At 39.4% G+C, this 19,427-nt stretch carries 26 protein-coding genes; all 26 read right to left on the reverse strand.

The features are described 5' to 3' along the window. Window positions 1-19: 19 nt before the first annotated feature. Window positions 20-1,111 (reverse strand): L-ascorbate 6-phosphate lactonase, encoded by a 1,092-nt coding sequence (gene ulaG / locus RRU92_RS01505; protein WP_006153413.1) that lies wholly within the window; start codon window positions 1,109-1,111, stop codon window positions 20-22. A gap of 116 nt (window positions 1,112-1,227) precedes the next feature. Further along, window positions 1,228-2,901 (reverse strand): transcription antiterminator, encoded by a 1,674-nt coding sequence (locus RRU92_RS01510; RefSeq protein ID WP_311523473.1) that lies wholly within the window; start codon window positions 2,899-2,901, stop codon window positions 1,228-1,230. A gap of 166 nt (window positions 2,902-3,067) precedes the next feature. After that, window positions 3,068-3,775: an L-ribulose-5-phosphate 4-epimerase gene (locus RRU92_RS01515; protein ID WP_006153388.1), complete on the reverse strand. Its 708-nt coding sequence runs from the start codon at window positions 3,773-3,775 to the stop codon at window positions 3,068-3,070. Window position 3,776: 1 nt separating this feature from the next. After that, window positions 3,777-4,640 (reverse strand): L-ribulose-5-phosphate 3-epimerase, encoded by an 864-nt coding sequence (locus tag RRU92_RS01520; protein ID WP_311523469.1) that lies wholly within the window; start codon window positions 4,638-4,640, stop codon window positions 3,777-3,779. A gap of 3 nt (window positions 4,641-4,643) precedes the next feature. Continuing rightward, window positions 4,644-5,309 (reverse strand): 3-keto-L-gulonate-6-phosphate decarboxylase UlaD, encoded by a 666-nt coding sequence (locus RRU92_RS01525; protein ID WP_049548839.1) that lies wholly within the window; start codon window positions 5,307-5,309, stop codon window positions 4,644-4,646. Between the two features lie 16 nt (window positions 5,310-5,325). Beyond that, entirely contained in the window at window positions 5,326-5,811 is a 486-nt protein-coding gene (locus RRU92_RS01530; RefSeq protein WP_311523468.1) for a PTS sugar transporter subunit IIA, read from the reverse strand. 76 nt (window positions 5,812-5,887) lie between these two features. Next, complete coding sequence (locus RRU92_RS01535) at window positions 5,888-6,169, reverse strand: PTS sugar transporter subunit IIB (protein ID WP_000241466.1); 282 nt, start codon at window positions 6,167-6,169, stop codon at window positions 5,888-5,890. Between the two features lie 23 nt (window positions 6,170-6,192). Next, window positions 6,193-7,650, reverse strand: a complete 1,458-nt coding sequence (locus RRU92_RS01540) for a PTS ascorbate transporter subunit IIC (protein ID WP_049548841.1) — start codon at window positions 7,648-7,650, stop codon at window positions 6,193-6,195. A 130-nt stretch (window positions 7,651-7,780) separates the two neighbouring features. Further along, window positions 7,781-8,404, reverse strand: a complete 624-nt coding sequence (locus RRU92_RS01545; RefSeq protein WP_315640102.1) for an HI_0552 family protein — start codon at window positions 8,402-8,404, stop codon at window positions 7,781-7,783. 55 nt (window positions 8,405-8,459) lie between these two features. Next, window positions 8,460-9,416, reverse strand: a complete 957-nt coding sequence (jag, locus tag RRU92_RS01550; protein ID WP_315640103.1) for an RNA-binding cell elongation regulator Jag/EloR — start codon at window positions 9,414-9,416, stop codon at window positions 8,460-8,462. 14 nt (window positions 9,417-9,430) lie between these two features. Further along, a complete protein-coding gene (locus RRU92_RS01555; RefSeq protein ID WP_315640104.1) occupies window positions 9,431-10,258 on the reverse strand; it encodes a YidC/Oxa1 family membrane protein insertase in 828 nt (275 codons plus the stop codon). Continuing rightward, a complete protein-coding gene (gene rnpA, locus RRU92_RS01560) occupies window positions 10,233-10,604 on the reverse strand; it encodes a ribonuclease P protein component (protein ID WP_153224692.1) in 372 nt (123 codons plus the stop codon). The genes RRU92_RS01555 and rnpA overlap by 26 nt, the downstream gene beginning before the upstream one ends. 329 nt (window positions 10,605-10,933) lie before the next feature. Continuing rightward, window positions 10,934-12,271, reverse strand: a complete 1,338-nt coding sequence (locus RRU92_RS01565; RefSeq protein ID WP_049504880.1) for a PFL family protein — start codon at window positions 12,269-12,271, stop codon at window positions 10,934-10,936. A gap of 9 nt (window positions 12,272-12,280) precedes the next feature. Next, the gene (locus tag RRU92_RS01570) at window positions 12,281-12,547 is read right to left on the reverse strand and encodes an ACT domain-containing protein (RefSeq protein ID WP_000644115.1); all 267 of its coding nucleotides are present in this window, start codon (window positions 12,545-12,547) and stop codon (window positions 12,281-12,283) included. Between the two features lie 465 nt (window positions 12,548-13,012). Further along, a complete protein-coding gene (gene rplQ / locus RRU92_RS01575; RefSeq protein WP_000331493.1) occupies window positions 13,013-13,399 on the reverse strand; it encodes a 50S ribosomal protein L17 in 387 nt (128 codons plus the stop codon). An 11-nt stretch (window positions 13,400-13,410) separates the two neighbouring features. Beyond that, on the reverse strand, window positions 13,411-14,346 hold the full coding sequence (locus RRU92_RS01580) for a DNA-directed RNA polymerase subunit alpha (RefSeq protein ID WP_000568996.1): 936 nt from the start codon (window positions 14,344-14,346) through the stop codon (window positions 13,411-13,413). A gap of 42 nt (window positions 14,347-14,388) precedes the next feature. Next, complete coding sequence (rpsK, locus tag RRU92_RS01585; RefSeq protein WP_001118385.1) at window positions 14,389-14,772, reverse strand: 30S ribosomal protein S11; 384 nt, start codon at window positions 14,770-14,772, stop codon at window positions 14,389-14,391. A gap of 17 nt (window positions 14,773-14,789) precedes the next feature. Then, a complete protein-coding gene (rpsM, locus tag RRU92_RS01590; protein WP_000090783.1) occupies window positions 14,790-15,155 on the reverse strand; it encodes a 30S ribosomal protein S13 in 366 nt (121 codons plus the stop codon). 17 nt (window positions 15,156-15,172) lie between these two features. After that, the gene (gene rpmJ / locus RRU92_RS01595; RefSeq protein ID WP_001808836.1) at window positions 15,173-15,289 is read right to left on the reverse strand and encodes a 50S ribosomal protein L36; all 117 of its coding nucleotides are present in this window, start codon (window positions 15,287-15,289) and stop codon (window positions 15,173-15,175) included. Window positions 15,290-15,313: 24 nt separating this feature from the next. Continuing rightward, entirely contained in the window at window positions 15,314-15,532 is a 219-nt protein-coding gene (infA, locus tag RRU92_RS01600; RefSeq protein WP_001029883.1) for a translation initiation factor IF-1, read from the reverse strand. 117 nt (window positions 15,533-15,649) lie between these two features. Further along, window positions 15,650-16,288, reverse strand: coding sequence for an adenylate kinase (locus RRU92_RS01605; RefSeq protein ID WP_315640119.1), 639 nt, complete (start codon window positions 16,286-16,288; stop codon window positions 15,650-15,652). A 155-nt stretch (window positions 16,289-16,443) separates the two neighbouring features. Beyond that, a complete protein-coding gene (gene secY / locus RRU92_RS01610; RefSeq protein WP_315640121.1) occupies window positions 16,444-17,754 on the reverse strand; it encodes a preprotein translocase subunit SecY in 1,311 nt (436 codons plus the stop codon). Window positions 17,755-17,766: 12 nt separating this feature from the next. Further along, window positions 17,767-18,207 carry a 50S ribosomal protein L15 gene (rplO, locus tag RRU92_RS01615; RefSeq protein ID WP_000766079.1) on the reverse strand — a complete coding sequence of 147 codons (441 nt, stop codon included), beginning with the start codon at window positions 18,205-18,207 and terminating at the stop codon, window positions 17,767-17,769. Between the two features lie 146 nt (window positions 18,208-18,353). After that, the gene (rpmD, locus tag RRU92_RS01620; protein ID WP_000057243.1) at window positions 18,354-18,536 is read right to left on the reverse strand and encodes a 50S ribosomal protein L30; all 183 of its coding nucleotides are present in this window, start codon (window positions 18,534-18,536) and stop codon (window positions 18,354-18,356) included. A 13-nt stretch (window positions 18,537-18,549) separates the two neighbouring features. Next, on the reverse strand, window positions 18,550-19,044 hold the full coding sequence (gene rpsE / locus RRU92_RS01625; RefSeq protein ID WP_000874203.1) for a 30S ribosomal protein S5: 495 nt from the start codon (window positions 19,042-19,044) through the stop codon (window positions 18,550-18,552). A gap of 17 nt (window positions 19,045-19,061) precedes the next feature. Further along, complete coding sequence (gene rplR / locus RRU92_RS01630) at window positions 19,062-19,418, reverse strand: 50S ribosomal protein L18 (protein ID WP_000624044.1); 357 nt, start codon at window positions 19,416-19,418, stop codon at window positions 19,062-19,064. Between the last annotated feature and the right edge of the window lie 9 nt (window positions 19,419-19,427).

Genomic DNA, 19,427 nt, shown 5'->3' on the forward strand with positions numbered 1-19,427 from the left:
TCCAGAAAAAATTTTTATATTAAAGCAAGGCTTTGAATTGGATATTTGAGTCTTGTTCGAAGCAGTCATCAAAACCACGTGGGTGATGATATTCTATTAAGTGTTGGTCTTGAGGATAAGTGTATTTACCACCAACTTCCCAGATAAATGGATGGAAATCGTATTGCAAGCGATCTTTTCTCATTTTCCAAAGTTCTAGGATTTCATTCGTAGAAGCCATGAAGTTAGACCAGATATCATAGTGAACTGGGATAATGACTTTAGCACGTAGATTTTCTGCCATGCGAAGTAGGTCGATAGAGGTCATTTTATCTTGGATACCTACTGGGTTTTCACCATAGTTATTCAAAGCAACATCAATTTTGAAGTCTTTACCATGTTTCGCAAAGTAGTTTGAGAAGTGAGAATCCGCACCATGATAGATGGTTCCACCTGGTGTTTCAAAGACATAGTTAACAGCCTTTTGAGCCATTTCTTCATCTGTAACAGCCAACCCAGCAAGTTCACCACCTGTTTCGTCAGCTCCATTTACTGGTAGAGTTACCAAGCAAGTACGGTCAAATGATTCTACTGCATGAATCTTCATGTCTTTTAGTTCGATAGTATCACCTGGCTTCACAACGATGATTCGTTCTTTTGGAACACCCCAGCCTTCCCAGATTCGACCACAATGGTAAGGACCGATAAACTTAACATGCTCTAACTTAGGATTGTTGAGAATCGCTGCAGCTGTGTATGGGTCGATATGGTCACTGTGGAAGTGTGAAACCAAGTAGTAATCTAGTTCGTTAATTGCAAATGGATCAATAACCATTGGTTGAACACGCAAGTTTGGTTGCAATTTACGAACACCTGCCATATTTGCCATTTGGTGTCCACGAACCATATCTTTCACTTTTTTGGTTGATTTTCCACGGTTTGACCAAAGGTCCATGACAACGTTAGCACCACCTGGTGTCTTAATCCAAGTACCACAGTTACCTAGCCACCACATGGCAAAGTTGCCTTCAGGCACGACTTCTTCTTCGATTTCTTCGTTCAACCATGTTCCCCACTCTGGGAAAGTAGCTAAAATCCATGATTCTCTTGTAATTTCTTTTACGTTTGGCATTTGAAATCCTCCATATTTTGTTCAAGTTTTCATTTCATACTTAGTATAACACCGACCGAAATATTAAAAAAGACCAAGAAAAACACAGGTTTGTGTTCATCATTGGACTGTGATATTTATGATTCATCTAAAAAAGCTTGTATGACTAATTCTTGGTTGATTAAGAGTTGAATTTCTTCCTGTAATTTTGCTGCAACGTGTTTATCAGATATATAGGTGCCGATAATGGTTGATAGATTGTCCTTGAAGGTTCGACCGTCTTTTCTAAGGACCTTATTCTTCATAAAGTCTGTTATGCGTAAAATATCTTCTGCCTCAAGTATAGGATTTACCTTTAATACAGGGAAGCGACTCTCAAGTTCATCGTTTGTTGTGATCAGTAAATCAACCTGAGTAATATCCTCTACGCTTTTGAACTGCTCAGTTGTAAAGACTGCCCCTATCTGTTCATTTGGAAGATAGAATCGACATTGTTTAAGTAAGAGTTTAGAAACGCCCACTCCTTCATCACACACAATATAAATCTTCTTGAAATTGTTTTGAATCGATGGAGTATACTTTAAAAATCCTCCAACGTGAATGGTCAAATAGGCAATCTCATCATCCGTCAATCGAATCTGCCAGGTTTCTTCTAGTACTTCAGCACATTTTTTTGTAATTACGAAAAGTTCACTATACTTGGAACGAATCTGCCGAGTTAAAGGATTTTTTGAGAAAATCCCATAGTTCTTTCTGAATAATAGCGCCTTACAATGAATCACAAGATTCCTCAATAAGTCTTCTTTCTGTTCAATCTCCATTCTGGTTTGGGATTCAAAATACCAAATAAACTCTTCTAAAGCCATTCTCAAATGTTGAAAATCTTTACTTTCTGCATGGATGTCTCGATCTTTTCGATAGGATAACAAAAGAATAGCTAACAGAGATCTATCTAATTCTGAAAACGAGATGCCAAATGTTTCAAACAAGCGTTCTCCTAGTTTATTAGACACCTGGTATTCTATCCTCTTTCGAATCAATGAAAATTCTTGATCAATTTCTTGATGTTTATCTTGATTTCGAGTAACGGTATCACACCCTAGTAGAAGATAGGGAAGGACCTGTAACATAAAGGTGACTTCGTGATGGTTTATTTTTTTCCCCAAATCCTGCTCAACCAATGGAACCTGTTTTTTGAGAAATTGATTGACCTCATCGGAAAGAAGCATCTCACCGTCTAATCGCTCCTTGATTTTTTCCTCTAAAATAGCAACAAAGGCTGGATTTTCCTCCATAAAGATATGATAGAGAAGGGATTGAAGATACTGGATTTTATTAAGAGGGTGCGCATTTAGATAATAGCCTCGAGATTTACTAACTTGAAGCGTTACTTGATACTGCTCCAAGGTTAGTTGGTAACGAATAGTATTTAAATCATTTAGGACCGTATTTCGAGAGACTTCTGTTAATTCCATGAGTTTTTCAAGAGTGATTCTCTCTTTGGAAATACCAATCAGAAGGAGCATCAGCTGCATCCGCTCGTTGGCACTCATGATGTAATCATAAGAATCAACTTCGTCTAATAATTGACGACAAGCTTCTCTTTGTTCATCGGTCAAGTAAATACCAATCCGAGGCAGACTGATGATATGCAAATTCTCATCGTCCAAAGCATCATTGATTTTATCAATGTGATAGTAGATTTTTCTTCGAGATTGAGCCAGATCTTTTGAAATCGTCATAATCGTTTTGGACGTTTCTTGATCCATCAAATATTGAAGCAAGTCACAGCTCGCCTTATCTAAAACCATAATTCATACTCCTCTATTTGTCAATCGCTTCCAAAACAACTTTATAATGGTATCACATTCGTACAGACTTTGCAATTATATGCTGTAAACTCTTAACAGTGGATACTGACAACTACAAAAGCGAGGCTTGGATCGAAAGGTCCTAGCCTCTTTTCAATTCAATTTCTTATTTCTTTTGACCGTAATAAGCATTTGGTCCATGTTTACGTTGGTAGTGTTTTTCTAGGATGTACTGAGGAGCAGGTTCAACTCTTGGATTGATTTGCTCTGTAAAGCGATTCATCTTAGATACTTCCTCTAATACAACAGAGTGATAGACAGCATTCTCTGGGTTTTTGCCCCAGGTGAATGGACCGTGATTACGTACGACAATCCCTGGTACTTCAACAGGGTTGAGACCACGACGTTCAAACTCTTCTACGATAACTAGGCCAGTATCTTTTTCATAGGCTACTTCTACTTCATCCTTAGTCAAACTACGAGCGCAAGGGATTGAACCGTAGAAATAATCCGCATGGGTTGTTCCATAGAAAGGAATATCACGACCTGCCTGAGCCCAACCAACAGCTTCTGTCGAATGGGTATGGACCACACTAGCAATCTCTGGCCAAGCCTTATATAACTGCACATGAGTTGGGAGGTCCGAAGATGGTCTTAGATCTCCTTCTAGAACCTTGCCATCCAGGTCAGTTACCACCATATTTTCAGGTGTCAATTCGTCATAATCCACACCTGATGGTTTGATAACAATGACACCGAGTTCGCGATTGACTTCCGATACATTGCCCCAGGTAAATTTAACAAGTCCATGTTTTGGCAATGATTGATTGGCATCACAGACTCGTTTACGCATAGCATTGATTACTTGATTCATCTTACATCAAACCTACTTTCTTAATTAGTGGGTAGAGAAAGGCTTGGGCCTCTTGAATGGCTGCACGTGTTTCTTCTACAGTTTCACAATTTTCAGACCACATTTCGATTAGGAAAGGACCATTATAATTGGTTTGCTTTAAAATATCGAAAGCTTCTTCCCATTTGACACAACCTTGCCCGAAAGGTACATCTCGGAATTGGCCCTTTGAACTTTCTGTCACTGCATAAGTATCCTTGAGATGAAGAGCTGCAATAGCATGATGGCCGAGATAAAACTCACTGTAGACATCATTATGCCATGCAGACACATTACCAATATCTGGATAGACAAAGAGATAGGGAGAGTCAATCTCTTTCTCTACAGCCAAGTATTTTTCGATGCTATTGATAAAAGGATCATCCATAATTTCAATGGCAAGTAGCACCTGAGCTTCTTCAGCCCAGTCACAAGCTTTTCTCAAATTTTTGATAAAACGTTGGCGTGTCTGGGGTGACTTTTCCTCATAGTAAACATCGTAACCAGCTAATTGAATCGTACGAACTCCCAAATCCTGAGCTAATTCGATACATTTTTTCATGAGTTCCAGAGATTTTTCCTCTAGAACTGGATCATTTGATCCCAATGGGTAGCGACGATGACCTGAAAAACAGATAGAAGGAATACGAACTCCAGTTTCATAAATCGCTTTGACAACTTCCAAGCGCTCTTCCTTGCTCCAGTCAAGTCTTGCTAAACGCTCATCACGTTCGTCAATAGACATCTCGACAAAATCAAAGCCTAACTCCTTGGCAAAATTTAAACGTTCTAGCCAAGTAAAGTGTGTCGGGGTTGCCTTTTCATAAATTCCAATTGGACGTGCCATGGTTTACCCCCAAATTCGTTTGATTTCATCCTTGAAGGCACGCGCTGCTCCTGCTGGATCCGCCGCCTCTGTAATTCCACGACCTGCGATAAAGGTAAAGACATCAACGCCTTCAAAGAGTTTGAGAGTATCTACATCTAGACCACCTGTTACAGAAACTCGGAAGCCCATGTCAATGAGTTTTTTAACCTTATTAAGGTCTTTTTCACCCCAAGTTTCACCAGCAAGAAGGGCATCACGAGATTGGTGATAAATAGCTTGTGAGATACCAGCATCTAGCCAAAGCTGAGCTTGTTCAAAAGTCCAATCACCATAAAGCTCGATCTGGATTTCGCCTCGGTCCCCACGTTCAGCCTTGATAGCCTTTAGAGCTGCTTCCATAGTAGGGATGGTTGCACAACAGATACAAGTCATCCAATCTGCTCCACGAACGGCATTATTTTTGGCAACTGTTCCACCAGCATCAGCACATTTTGTATCTGCCACAATAATCTTATCTGGGAAAAGACTGCGCAAGACTTCAACCAGTTCACTTCCAACTTGAAGCAAGCAAACAGTTCCAGCTTCGATAATATCTACTTCCTGACCAACAGAAACAGCTGCTTTAATCGCTCCTTGCAAGTCTGAATGGTCTAATGCAACTTGTAAATTAGGTATTCTTTTTGTCATTTCTTTATTCCTCTTTCTAACTTTCCAAATCCAATCCTTCAAGATAAGGGCTATCCTTAGATTCTTCGATCATTTCCAAGACATCTTCTTTAGTCTGGCAAGCCTGTAAACGTGCAATAGAATCTTCTAATTCAAATAAGGCAATGATTTGTGGAATAGCTACACTCGTGTGAATTTTTGAGCTTGTTGCCGCTAGTGCAAGCAAAACAGAGACCTCTTTCCCATCTGAAAATACAACCGGATTTTGTAAGGTAATCAATGAAAAGGCATCTCTTTGCACTCCAGCTTCAGGTCTAGCATGGGGCATAGCCATACCTGGCATTAAAATATAATAAGGCCCATACTCTTCAGTTGATTCGATGATAGCATCGTAATACTCTGGCAAAATCGCCCCACTTTCAATCAAGGGATCTACTGCTACCCTGACTGCTTCTTTCCAATCCTTAGCTTCTAACCCTAGTCGGATCGAGTCATTGTCAATTAAAGCTTGTTTTAAATTCATATCTGCCTCCTTTATTTAAAGAGGGAGAAGGACAGAAACGATAACTCTCAGTTTCTGTCCAGCCCCCTCCAACCTTTTACTGTAGTGCTTGACTGAGTTTTTCAGTGATTTCTTTATCATCCATCAAGTTGTCAAGCCCAATTAACTTCCCATTAGTCCGACCTTCCAATTCTTGGATTAAATGAAGAGAAGCGATTACGATGTCATAGCCTGCTGCTAAACCTTTTGCTTCACCGACACTGCATGAATTGACTGTAAAATCTGTTTGATTAAGTTTACGGAGGGCATTTTCAACCTTCATCTTGATAACCATAGATGAACCCATTCCATTTCCGCACGCTGCTAATACTTTAACCATTTTATTTTCTCCTTTTCTAGATACTAAGCTTCTTCTTGAACTTCACCCTTGTAATATTTCTCTTTATCTTTTGCTTTGGCAAATTGAAGTTGAGGAATAACAAGCAAGAAGAGACATACAAGTACATAACCAACAATACCGAGATATTTGAAGATGTATCCAAATCCAAGCCATGGGAATTCGAAGTCGATATTTCCATGGTAACCACCGTAAGATGCTAAGTCGAGAAGGGCCACACAAAGAGCTCCTAGAGCAACTTGAAGGACACCTGAGATGAAAGATAGGATAACGGCTGCTTTCCATCCGCCACGCTTATCAGCATAGACCGCGATGGCGGCATTATCAAAGAACACTGGTACAAATCCTGTAATAATAAGGATAGGGTTTTTAAAGACGATGAGCAAGACAATTGTAATCAATTGACCAATCAAACCAAAGGCAAATCCTGACAAGACCGCATTTGGTGAACCAAATCCATAAGAAGCTGCAACGTCGACCGCTGGGAATGAACCAGGCAACAATTTGTTTGAAATACCTTGGAAGGCATTTGTCAACTCAGATACGAACATGCGGACACCTTGCATCAAAACGAACAAGTAAACAGAGAAGGTGAAGGCTGTTTGGATAATGTACATAAAGAAATCTTGTTTTGCAGGATTGAATAGAGTTCCTGAAGTGATGACTTCTTTATTAGACATAATGTCTGGACCCAAGATTAACAGAATGGCTCCAAAGAATACGAGCATCAAAGTAGCAGATGCAACAACAGTATCATGGAAGATTGAGAGGAACTTAGGCAATTTAAGATTGTCTAGACTTTCTTCTTTCTTACCAAAGCGTCCTGCCACTTTATCTACAAACCAGATTGCAAATTGTTGTTGGTGACCAATCGCAAATCCGCCACCACCAGTCAGACGTTGAGTTGCCTCAACAGTCATATTTGAACTAACTGCCCAGTAAAGGCCACAGATGATACCGATTGCTGCTGTACCATAAGCATTTCGCAATTGTGGGACTAAGAATAGAACCATAAGAGATACAGTCGCAGCTTGTTGTACCATGATGTGACCAGTAATAAAGAGGGTTCTTACTTTCGTAATCTTGCGTAGAGCTACAAGCAAGATATTTACTCCAAAACCGATCAACAGAGCTGTAGTTGCAGTTCCGACAAAATCTGGAAATTCAGCTGCAATTTTGTTGTTTGCTGCAGCAAGTCCAAAGTAAGGGTCGATAACCGCTGCACCAATTTGGAATTTGTAGTTAAGGGCTGCCAAGATTGGACGGAAGGTTGTAACCAAACCACCAGCACCCACGTTGAGCAACATATATCCTACTGTTGCTTTAACGAAACCTGAGAAAACGTCATGAGCAGGTTTTTTCAAAAGTGCATATCCTATCAACACCAATAAACCTACGAAAAATGCGGGATTCTGCAAAATATTGCTAGAAAACCAATTTAGAACACTTGAAATGACTTCCATAATTGTTCTCCTTTTGAATTGTTTTTGTAAGTTTATTATATAATGTGAAAACGGAAACAAAAAGACCAAGAATTACACAGCGGACTGTTCACTCTTGGACTGTATGATTTATGATATTTTACGGCTTATCTTATTTTCTCGTAGCTAGATAAAAGGGAAGAATTGTTTCATAAGATTCCAGTAGAGCTTCTAGGATTTCTTCTTCAGATGAATTTTCGGCCACTGGAACATCCGATTTAACTAAAACTTTGCGAACTTCCTGATGGGAGATTTTTTTCCTTAAAACTCGGCGATTTTCCTCAGTAGCCTCCATCCTTTGACTTTCTCCCTCTGAGTATACTAAATAATAAATTCCTTCTACCACTGGAACTTCTAGGACCTTGGCTTGTTTGCCTAATGTTCGCTCATCCTTCTTACGTTCAATAAAACTCACTTCTAGTGAAACTCCAAAATCAGAAGGGTTTCCATACAAACGAAGGGCCAACATAGGTTCTGACACTTCCCCCTCACGCTGTAGATAGGCCCAGAAATGCGGTCGCAAACGTTGGGCTTGATTCATCCACTGACTCGTCCCTTGAAGGTTCCATTCTGGATGTCCTTCTTGAAAAGCCTTGGCTAAGTGTGTAAAGACCTTTCTAGCCTCCTGCCCCTTACTCCTCAAATAAAGCATTTTTTCAACTTCTTGACCTGCCTTCTCTGGTTTTTGATACTGTAAGCCAGAGAAAGCTAGATATTCTCTCATTGTATTCAACATAAGATCAACCTCCCTTAGATAGCAAAAAATCAGGGTGCCCCTGATTTTGCTTTGATTATTCTGTATCAACCACAACGTAACGATTTGGCTCATCACCTTCTGAATAACTAGTGATACCCTCCATACGTGAAATAATACGATGGATGATTTTACGTTCGCTGCTAGACATTGGATCAGTCACCTGACTACGCCCCTCTTCTAGGACACGTGTAGCTAACTTCTGTGCATAGCTCTGCAAGACTTCTGCACGGTGCTCTACATAATCATTAACATTGATGGTAATATAGAAGGTTCTTGAATAGCGGTTATAAAGATAATTTTGTGCTAAGAGCTGAAGAGATTTCAAAACCTTACCATGGTAACCGATAATACGGCCCGGTTCATTGGTATCAATTTGCATATTGATAGAACGGCGATTTGAGGTACTTGAAATTGCTCCCTCAACATCCATATCATCAATAATACCTTGAACATAGCTGGTCACTTCTTCAACCACCTGGTCAATATCATAGGTCGGTTCAATCTTCAAACCTAGATTTTCTAAATCATCATTCTGCTCGACTTCTTCCTGCTCTTTAGATTCTTCTGGCAGTAAATCTTTTAGAATGGCAATATGACCAGTCTCCTCTAAAATTGTACTAGCCTCTTTCTCATTTTTTAGAATTTCGGCCTTAACCTCTTCAGAGATTCCTTGTCCTTCTTCCTCGATTTTCTTGATTGCTTCAACAACATGACCTAAGTCTACTGTTGCCTCACTAACAGTCTTAACGGGTTCGTTCTTAGCATTAACTTCCTTTGGAACTCCTTTGACTGCTTGCTGATTTGCCTTCACAACAGTTGTCTCACTAATTGCTTCGATATCAACTTGCGCTGGTTTCTTCCCAAAAAGGCCAAAGAAACCTTTTTTCTCCCTTGAGACAACCTTGATATGCGCCTTCATTCTAGGAATCCCCAATTCCTTCAATCCCGTTTGGATCGCTTCCTCAACAGTTGAACCTGTAAATAATACCATTACAAGATTCCTCCTTACTTTTTCTTTTTCTGTGCTTTCTTGAGAGCTTTTCTCTTCTTGATTTCTAAATCCTTCCTAGCCTGTACTCCCGCCTCACGCTCTGCAATAATCTTAAATGGATTGTTGAGCAAATAGGTTTGGAGCACCTGATAAGCATTGGATACCGCCCAGTATAAGGCAACCCCACTTGGTGAATACATGGCAAAGAAGAAAATCATGACTGGCATTGCATACATCATTCCTGTCATAGCACCATTTTTCTCAACCATGGCCTTATTGGATAACCAGGTGCTAAGGAAAGTAAAGATAGCTGCCAGAATAGGCAAAACAAAGGTCGTATCAACACCACCAAGGTTAATCCATAAGAAATGACCCGTTTTTAGAAATTCTACCCTACTCAAAGCTTGGAACAAGGCCAACAAGACTGGCATTTGGATTAAGATTGGCCAAAGAGAAGCTGACTGCTTCACACCATGTTGCTTGAACAACTGACGCATTTCTTGATCCAGCTTGGTACGGCTCTCCATATCCCGTCCCGGATAACGTTCTCGCAACTCCTTAACCAGTGGTTGTACTTCTTGCATCTTTCTAGATGCCACCATCTGTATCTGAAAGACTGGTAAAAGAATGGTTCTGATTAAAAGGGTAAATAAAATAATCCCCAGACCAATACTTGTATCAAATGATAAAAAGCGAATAGTTTCAGCAAAAAAATAAACAAATTTACTCCAAAAGCCTGTTGATTCAGCTGTAATCTCACTCGTCGTACCATTAGCCGTGCAGGCGCTCATCACAAATAAAGCAAGCACCACTAAGCTAGTCAACTGTAATTTCTTTTTCACTCCCATTTCCTTCCTGGTAAATCTTTGATAACTTTAATACGTGAAGTAGATTTTTTTTCATTTCCGCGTAGTCCAAGATTTCAACACCTTTTCGAGCAATCACAACAAAATCTACATTTTCAACCAGCTGATTTTTATGTTCAATCAGAATATGTCGAATTCTTCTCTTGATCTGATTCCTCGTGACAGCGTTTCCTAATTTTTTACTGACAGATAGGCCAACTCGAAAATGCTGTTCATTATTTTCTAATCGATAAATAACAAATTTACGATTAGCAAAACTCTCCCCTTTTTTAAATATTGCACTAAAATCTTTCTCTTTTTTTACACGAAAGCGTTTTTTCAAAATTCAACTCCATCTATTAAAACTACTACTATTATACCATAATTTTTCAAAAAGCCAATCATAGCAAGGTTTTAGCCCATTTTACAGAATGAAAAAACTGGTTTTATCCTTTAAATCATCTTATTTTTGAACAAATTTACAAATTTGAACATGCTACTTTCTTTATTTTCTCTTGAGATAAAACAAAAGTCACCCTTTGGAGTGACTTTTGTAGGAGATTATTATGAAAAAGTTAGGATTTTAATTAAATAAAGTTAGGAGGTCTTTATTTAATGATAGTAGTATACAGGTCTATCCTTAAACCCAACTTAAACAGATTCAATTTCTTTTTAATTTTTAAAACTATGGATTGGAGCTGGGATTTGCCCTCCACGTGCAATGAAATCAACAGATGATGCACCGTTGACCTTCATGACTGGAGCTGTTCCTAAAAGACCACCAAATTCAATCATATCGCCTTCTTTTCCTTTTGGAATAATACGTACAGCAGTTGTTTTCATATTGATGACTCCGATAGCAGCTTCATCCGCAATCATTGCTGCAATTGTTTCTGCAGGTGTATCTTCAGGAATGGCAATCATATCCAAACCAACTGAACAGATAGCCGTCATAGCTTCTAGTTTTTCCAAATTAAGGGAGCCATTTTGCACAGCAGCAATCATTCCCTCGTCCTCAGAAACTGGGATAAAGGCACCAGACAAACCACCGACTTGGTTGCAAGCCATAACTCCGCCCTTCTTAACTTGGTCATTCAAGAGAGCCAAGGCAGCAGTCGTTCCATGAGTTCCAACTGTTTCCAGTCCCATCTCTTCAAGGACACGGGCTACAGAATCACCCACTGCTGGAGTTGGAGCCAAACTCAGATCGACAATTCCAAAATCAACTCCAAGTCGCTCACTAGCCATTTGACCGACTAATTGACCAATGCGGGTAATCTTGAAGGCTGTCTTTTTAACAGTTTCAGCAACAACATCAAAGCTCTGACCACGAACCTTTTCCAAGGCACGTTTAACAACACCTGGACCAGAAACACCGACATTGATGATGACATCTGCTTCACCAACACCATGAAAAGCGCCTGCCATAAAAGGATTGTCCTCTACCGCGTTGGCAAATACAACCAATTTAGCCGCCCCCATATCAGATAAAGAAGCTGTTTCCTTGATAATGCGTCCCATATCCGCTACTGCGGTCATATTGATACCCGATTTAGTCGAACCAATATTTACTGATGAACACACCTTATCCGTTTCTGCCAAAGCACGAGGAATGGAGTTGATAAGAATTTCATCACCTTTTTGATAACCCTTTTGTACCAAGGCTGAAAAACCACCAATGAAGTCAACACCAATTTCTTTCGCAGCTTTATCCAGTGCTTTAGCCAAGACTACATAATCCGTCGCATCGGTAGCAGCACCAATCAAGGAAATTGGAGTAACTGATACACGTTTATTTACGATGGGAATGCCCAACTCAGCCGCAATTTCATCCCCAACAGCTACTAAATTAGCTGCTTTTGTAGTAATCTTTTCATATATTTTTTCTGCAGCACGATTGATATCTGGATCGATACAGTCCAAAAGGGAAATCCCCATGGTAATGGTTCTAATGTCAAAGTTTTGCTCCTCAATCATGGCGATTGTTTCGGTAACTTGTCTAATATCCATAAATACCTCCTAGATATTGTACATAGCATCAAAAATAGCTGCACTTTGAATATTGATTTTGACATTCAAAGTCTGACCAAAAACCTCAAATTCGTTTCTAAGATGTGTAAAATCTTGTTTTTCATCACTAGATACCACAGCCATCATAGTAAAGAATTCGTCTAAGACTGTTTGTGAGATATCATCAATATTTAAGCCTAATTCAGCAATTTTTGTCGCAACACCTGCAACAATTCCAGATTTATCTTTACCAACAACAGTAATAATAGCTTTCATGATTAAACTCCATTTCTAACACAGAACGATATCCATTTTGGACAAAAATAAAATGAAAAAGGAGGATAGAGTAACTAAATCACTTAATAGTGAATAATTATCCAAGTTGAAACCCTAAAAAAAATCTCTTAGTTGATCTTGTACCAGGCTAATATTTTTTACCAAGTCGCTAGTTTAGAACTTAAAACTGATAATTTATTGGCACATAATCTCTTTATAGAATATTTTTGAAAAAATGAACATTGTTGATTTTCTTTTTCAATAGTATAGCATATTTCTTACTAAAATACTCAAAAACGCCTGCTTACGAAATTGTTCTTAAGTAAAAAACAATTTCGTAAACAAGCGTCTACCTTACCATCTTATGATGAGTGTTCCCGCTAGGACATAAGTCCTAGCGGTAGACCAGAGCTAGACTAAGAGCACAAGACTCCATCATCATAACACTCAACAAAATTGATGATTTTATACTAATTCGATGATCGCCATTGGCGCTGCATCACCACGACGTGGTTCAGTCTTAAGGATACGAGTGTATCCACCGTTACGCTCAGCATAACGAGGTGCGATTTCTGAGAACAATTTTTGAAGTGCTGTAGTAGAAGTGTACTTATCAGTTGCTTCATCATAGTTTTCAGATGCGATTTCATTACGTACGAAAGCAGCTGCTTGACGACGTGCATGCAAATCACCACGTTTACCTAGAGTAATCATTTTTTCAACAGTTTTACGGATTTCTTTAGCACGAGCTTCAGTTGTCACGATTGATTCGTTGATCAAAAGGTCAGTTGTCAAATCGCGAAGCATTGCTTTACGTTGTGAGCTAGTGCGTCCTAGTTTACGGTAAGCCATTTATTCCTCCTTTATTTATCTTTTAATCCAAGACCCAAATCAATGAGTTTGACTTTCACTTCTTCCAAACTCTTGCGTCCAAGATTTCTTACTTTCATCATCTCTGCTTCAGATTTTTCTGTCAAATCATGCACAGTGTTGATACCGGCACGTTTCAAACAGTTGTATGAACGCACAGACAAGTCAAGTTCCTCAATCGTACGTTCCAAAATACGGTCGTCCGATTCAGTATCAGCTTCTTTCATCACTTCTGCTGACTTAGCAATCTCTGTAAGATTTGTAAACAAATCAAGGTGCTCTGTCAAGATACGTGCTGAAAGCCCTAAAGCATCTTCTGGAATAATTGTTCCATTAGTCAAGATTTCAAGGGTTAATTTGTCGAAACCATCATTGCTACCTACACGAGCAGGTTCAACTTGATAGTTGACTTTTGTAACTGGTGTATAAATAGAATCTACAGCAAGTGTTCCAACTGGTGCATTATCTTTTTTGTTTTCATCAGCAGGTACATATCCACGACCACTGTTAACAGTCATTGTCGCTTTTAGAGAAGAACCTTCACCGATTGTAAAGAGATAATGATCTGGATTTACAATTTCAATGTCGCTATCTGTCAAGATATCTCCAGCTGTAATTTCAGCAGGACCTTGCACATCTAGTTCAATGATCTTTTCGTCTTTAACGTAAGATTTTACTGCAATACCTTTGATGTTCAGAATGATTTGCATCACGTCTTCGCGAACACCCGGAACTGTATCAAATTCATGCAATACACCTTCGATATTGATAGATGTTACAGCAGCCCCTGGAAGAGAAGCTAGAAGTACACGACGAAGAGAGTTACCAAGTGTTGTACCGTAACCACGTTCAAGCGGTTCGATTACAAACTTGCCATAATCTTTATTTTCATCAATTTTTGTTATATTTGGTTTTTCAAACTCGATCATTTAGTTACTCCCTCTTAAACGAAAAGCAGTGTAAGGTTATGATTATACACGGCGACGTTTTGGAGGACGAGCACCATTGTGTGGCACTGGAGTCACATCACGAATTGCTGTTACTTCAAGACCAGCGGCAGCAAGAGCACGAATAGCTGACTCACGACCAGAACCTGGACCTTTAACAGTAACTTCAACTGACTTAAGACCGTGTTCTTGTGCAGATTTAGCAGCAGCTTCAGAAGCCATTTGAGCAGCAAATGGTGTAGATTTACGAGAACCTTTGAAACCAAGAGCACCAGCTGATGACCAAGCAATTGCATTACCATGCACATCAGTAATCATAACAATAGTGTTATTAAATGTAGCGTGAATATGAGCAATACCAGATTCGATATTCTTTTTCACACGACGTTTACGTGTTGGTTTAGCCAAGACTTTTACCTCCTATATTATTTTTTCTTACCAGCAATCGCAACAGCTTTACCTTTACGAGTGCGAGCGTTGTTTTTAGTGTTTTGTCCACGGACAGGAAGTCCACGACGGTGACGGATACCACGGTATGAACCGATTTCCATCAAACGTTTGATGTTCAAGTTAACTTCACGACGAAGGTCACCTTCAACTTTGATTGCATCCACTTCACGACGGATAGCATCTTCTTGATCTGGTGTAAGGTCGCGAACACGTACATCTTCTGAAATTCCAGCAGCTGCCAAGATTTTCTTAGATGTTGGAAGTCCGATACCGTACACATAAGTCAATGAAATTACTACGCGTTTGTCATTTGGAATGTCAACTCCAGCAATACGAGCCATGTTTTCTCCTTTCTATCTTATCCTTGACGTTGTTTGTGTTTTGGATTTGCTGGGCAAATTACCATAACACGACCATTACGACGAATTACTTTACAGTATTCGCAAATTGGTTTGACCGATGGTCTTACTTTCATTTCTTATCCCTCCAAGTTTTTCGATTATTTAAAGCGGTAAGTGATACGTCCACGTGTCAAGTCATATGGACTCATTTCGACAGTAACACGATCTCCCGCTAAAATACGAATATAGTTTTTACGAATTTTACCAGAAACTGTTGCTAAAATCTGATGTCCATTTTCAAGTTCAACCGTAAACATTGCATTCGGCATAGTATCAACTACTTTACCTTCAACTTCAATCACATCGTCTTTTGCCACGCAAAAGTACCTCCATAAATTTCGATTTGATGCCTCTAGACACAGAGACAACAATTATAAGTCAGACTAATTCAGTATAACATTTGTAGAGACATTTTGCAAGCATGAAAAACGCTTTTATTTCAATTTTGTCAATACTTTTTCGATATCTGCAAAGACATCATTGATATCTTGGTTTCCCTCGATATCATGTACTAAACCTTTTGCACGATAGTGGGCAATAATTGGTTCACCTTGGGCAATATTAACATCCAAACGACGTTTTACTGTTTCAGGTTTGTCATCTTCACGTTGATAGTAGTCTTCTTCTTTGTAATCAACTGGTGGGTTGAAAACTTTGTGGAAAGTTTCGCCAGTTTCACGGTGAATGATACGACCACTCAAACGCTCCAAAAGACAATCTGGATTTACTTCGATGTTAATAACACCTTCAAGCTCAATCCCTAATTCAGCTAAAGTTTTATCCAAGGCATGAGCTTGTTCAATTGTACGTGGGTACCCGTCCAACAAGAAACCAGTTTCTTTAATATCATCTTGTGAGAGACGCTCTTTCACGATACCATTTGTAACTTCATCTGGAACCAACTCGCCTTTGTCGATATAAGACTTAGCTAAGACACCCATTTCAGTTTGGTTAGCCATTGCCGCACGGAACATATCTCCTGTTGAGATATGAGCTACATGAAATTGTTCCACAATTCTAGCTGCTTGTGTTCCCTTACCTGCACCAGGCAATCCCATAATCAAAAGATTCATGATTCAAACTCCTTTTTTGTTTTTAAATAGAAGCAAAAATTCATTTCAACTCCTATTTAAGAACAAAATAGAAGAGAGGAGTAAAAAATCTGACAAGGTCTTTGATTTTTACACTCCACTCTCTGAGCAATAGTGAATTTTCTTTTCTATTACAATTATTCTGTTGTATTCATGAAACCAACATACTTACGTTTCAATAAATAACCTTCCAACTGTTTAATTCCTTCAATACCTGTTGAGATAATGATCAAAAGACTTGTTCCCCCAAAAGCAACGACTTCTGAAAGACCGAATAAATCCTTAGCTACAATAGGTAAAATAGAAATAACACCTAGGAATAGGGAACCGACTGTTGCGAGACGACGAAGAAGTTTTGACATATACTCTTCTGTCCCTTTACCAGGACGGACACCGTGGATATAAGCACCGCTCTTTTGCAAATTTTCTGCTGCCTTCTCTGGATTAATCTGTACAAATGTATAGAAGAATGTAAAGAGGATAATCAACAGAGCGTACAGAGCGATACCTGTAGGGGCTGTTGTAGATAGCAACTCCTGAGCACTACGTACCCAGGCCCAATCAAGACCAGATGCACTTACAAATTGTAAAATTGCCGCTGGTGCTGCAGTAATCGAGCTAGCAAAGATAACTGGAATAACTCCTGCAGGGTTAATCTTCAATGGAAGATAGGAACTTGACGGTGCTCCTTGTGCTACCTTAGTATACTGAATTGGTATCTTATATTCAGCTTGTTGAACATAAGTTGTAAAGTAAACAATCAATAAGACTGCTATGATTAAGATAGCAACAAAAATGAGGGATGAAGTCAAGCGACTGCTTGGTACATTGACAAAGTAGTCAACATAAATTCCCTTGATCATATCAGGAATTGAAGCAACAATCCCCGCAAAGATGATCATGGAAACACCATTTCCATAACCCTTATCAGTAATTTGCTCTCCCAACCAAGTTACAATCATACTACCCGCTGTTAGGATTGCTCCAATCACAAGGAAAACTTGTGGTGTTAAAGGAACAGTCAAAAGTTTGGCTCCAGATAAAGCATTAAAACCAGCAGTAATTCCGATAGATTGCACGAATGCAAGAACAAGGGCAATATATCGAGTTGCCTGGTTCAACTTTCTACGACCAACTTCCCCTTGTTTGCCCCACTCTACAAACTTCGGTAATAAATCCATTTGTAAGAGTTGGACAACGATAGAAGCAGTAATGTATGGACTAACACCAAGTGCAAAAACTGAAAAGTTTTTCATGGCATTACCAGACACCAAACTTAACATATTTAGAAAAGATAGACCACTCAAAGCATTCAAGCTATTGGCATTCACCCATGGAACCGTAATGCTAGTCCCGATACGGAAGACAAAGACGATAAAAATTGTAAAAAGAATTTTTGATCGAACTTGCTTGACTTTGAAGGCTTCTCTCAATAATTTAAAAAACATAGGTCACCTCTCTTAGATGACTTCTACTGAACCACCTTTAGCAGTGATAGCTTCTTCAGCTGATTTAGAGAATTTAGCTGCTTTTACAGACAATTTCTTAGTCAACTCACCGTTACCAAGAATTTTGATACCTGATTTTTCAGCTTTAACAATTCCTGATTCGATAAGAACAACTGGAGTTACTTCTGCACCATCTTCAAAGACGTTCAATTGGTCAAGGTTAACAATTGCGTATTCTTTAGCGTTGATGTTAGTGAATCCACGTTTTGGAAGACGACGGAACAATGGAGTTTGTCCACCTTCAAAACCAAGACGTACTCCGCCACCGCTACGAGCTTTTTGACCTTTTTGACCACGACCAGATGTTTTACCGTTACCTGATGAAGTACCACGACCAACACGGTTACGAGTTTTACGAGAACCTTCTGCAGGTTTCAATTCATGAAGTTTCATTATATATTTTCTCCTCTTTTGTAAAATGCTAGCGCCGATAAGAGAGAAAAGGTTGTCTCTCCTATCAACTCGCCTATACGTTTGTCATCAAAGATGACTATATCTAGTTTTAGGGGATGGTATACTGCACATCCCCTAAAATTTAATTAGTTTACTTCTTCAACTGTTACCAAGTGAGATACTGCAGTGATCATACCACGTACTGCTGGGTTATCTTCTTTAATAACAGAGCTGTTCAATTTGCCAAGTCCAAGTGCTACAACAGTTTTACGTTGTGATGGAATGCGTCCGATTGGAGACTTAGTCAAAGTAATTTTAATTTGAGCCATTTTATCCCCTTTCTTATGCCAAATCAGAAACTGAAATACCACGAAGGGCAGCAACTTCTTCAGCGCGTTTCAATTGTTTCAAACCTTCAACAGTTGCGCGAACAATGTTGATTGGAGTATTTGAGCCAAGAGATTTAGATGTAACATCAGCTACACCTGCCAACTCGATAACGGCACGAACAGCACCACCAGCGGCAACTCCAGAACCTTCTACAGCTGGTTTCAACAATACTTTAGCTCCACCGAATTCTGAAATAACTTCGTGTGGGATTGTTGTTCCAACCATAGGAACTTCGATCAAGTTTTTCTTAGCATCTTCTACTGCTTTGCGGATTGCTTCTGGAACTTCTTGAGCTTTACCAGTACCAAATCCTACGCGACCGTTGTGGTCACCAACGACTACAAGAGCTGCAAAACGAAGACGACGTCCACCTTTAACAACTTTAGTAACACGGTTAACAGCAACTACGCGTTCTTCTAATTCAACTGCATTGTCTTTAAATGCCATTTTCTAGTGTCCTCCTATTAGAATTTCAATCCGTTTTCACGAGCTGCATCAGCCAAAGCTTTCACACGTCCGTGATATAGATATCCACCGCGGTCGAACACCACTTCTGAAATACCTTTAGCGTTTGCACGTTCTGCAACGAGTTTACCGACAGCAACGGCTTGTTCAGTTTTTGTTCCTTTTGAAACTTCTTTGTCAAGAGTTGAAGCACTTGCGAGCGTTACACCCGCTACGTCATCAATAACTTGAGCGTAGATGCCTGTATTAGAACGGAATACGTTCAAACGTGGGCGATCAGCAGTTCCAGAGAGTTTTCCGCGAACGCGACGGTGGCGTTTTTGGCGGAGTTTGTTTTTATCTGGTTTAGAAATCACAGTTTTCAC

The organism is Streptococcus sp. DTU_2020_1001019_1_SI_AUS_MUR_006 (assembly GCF_032340315.1).
Classification (GTDB): domain Bacteria; phylum Bacillota; class Bacilli; order Lactobacillales; family Streptococcaceae; genus Streptococcus.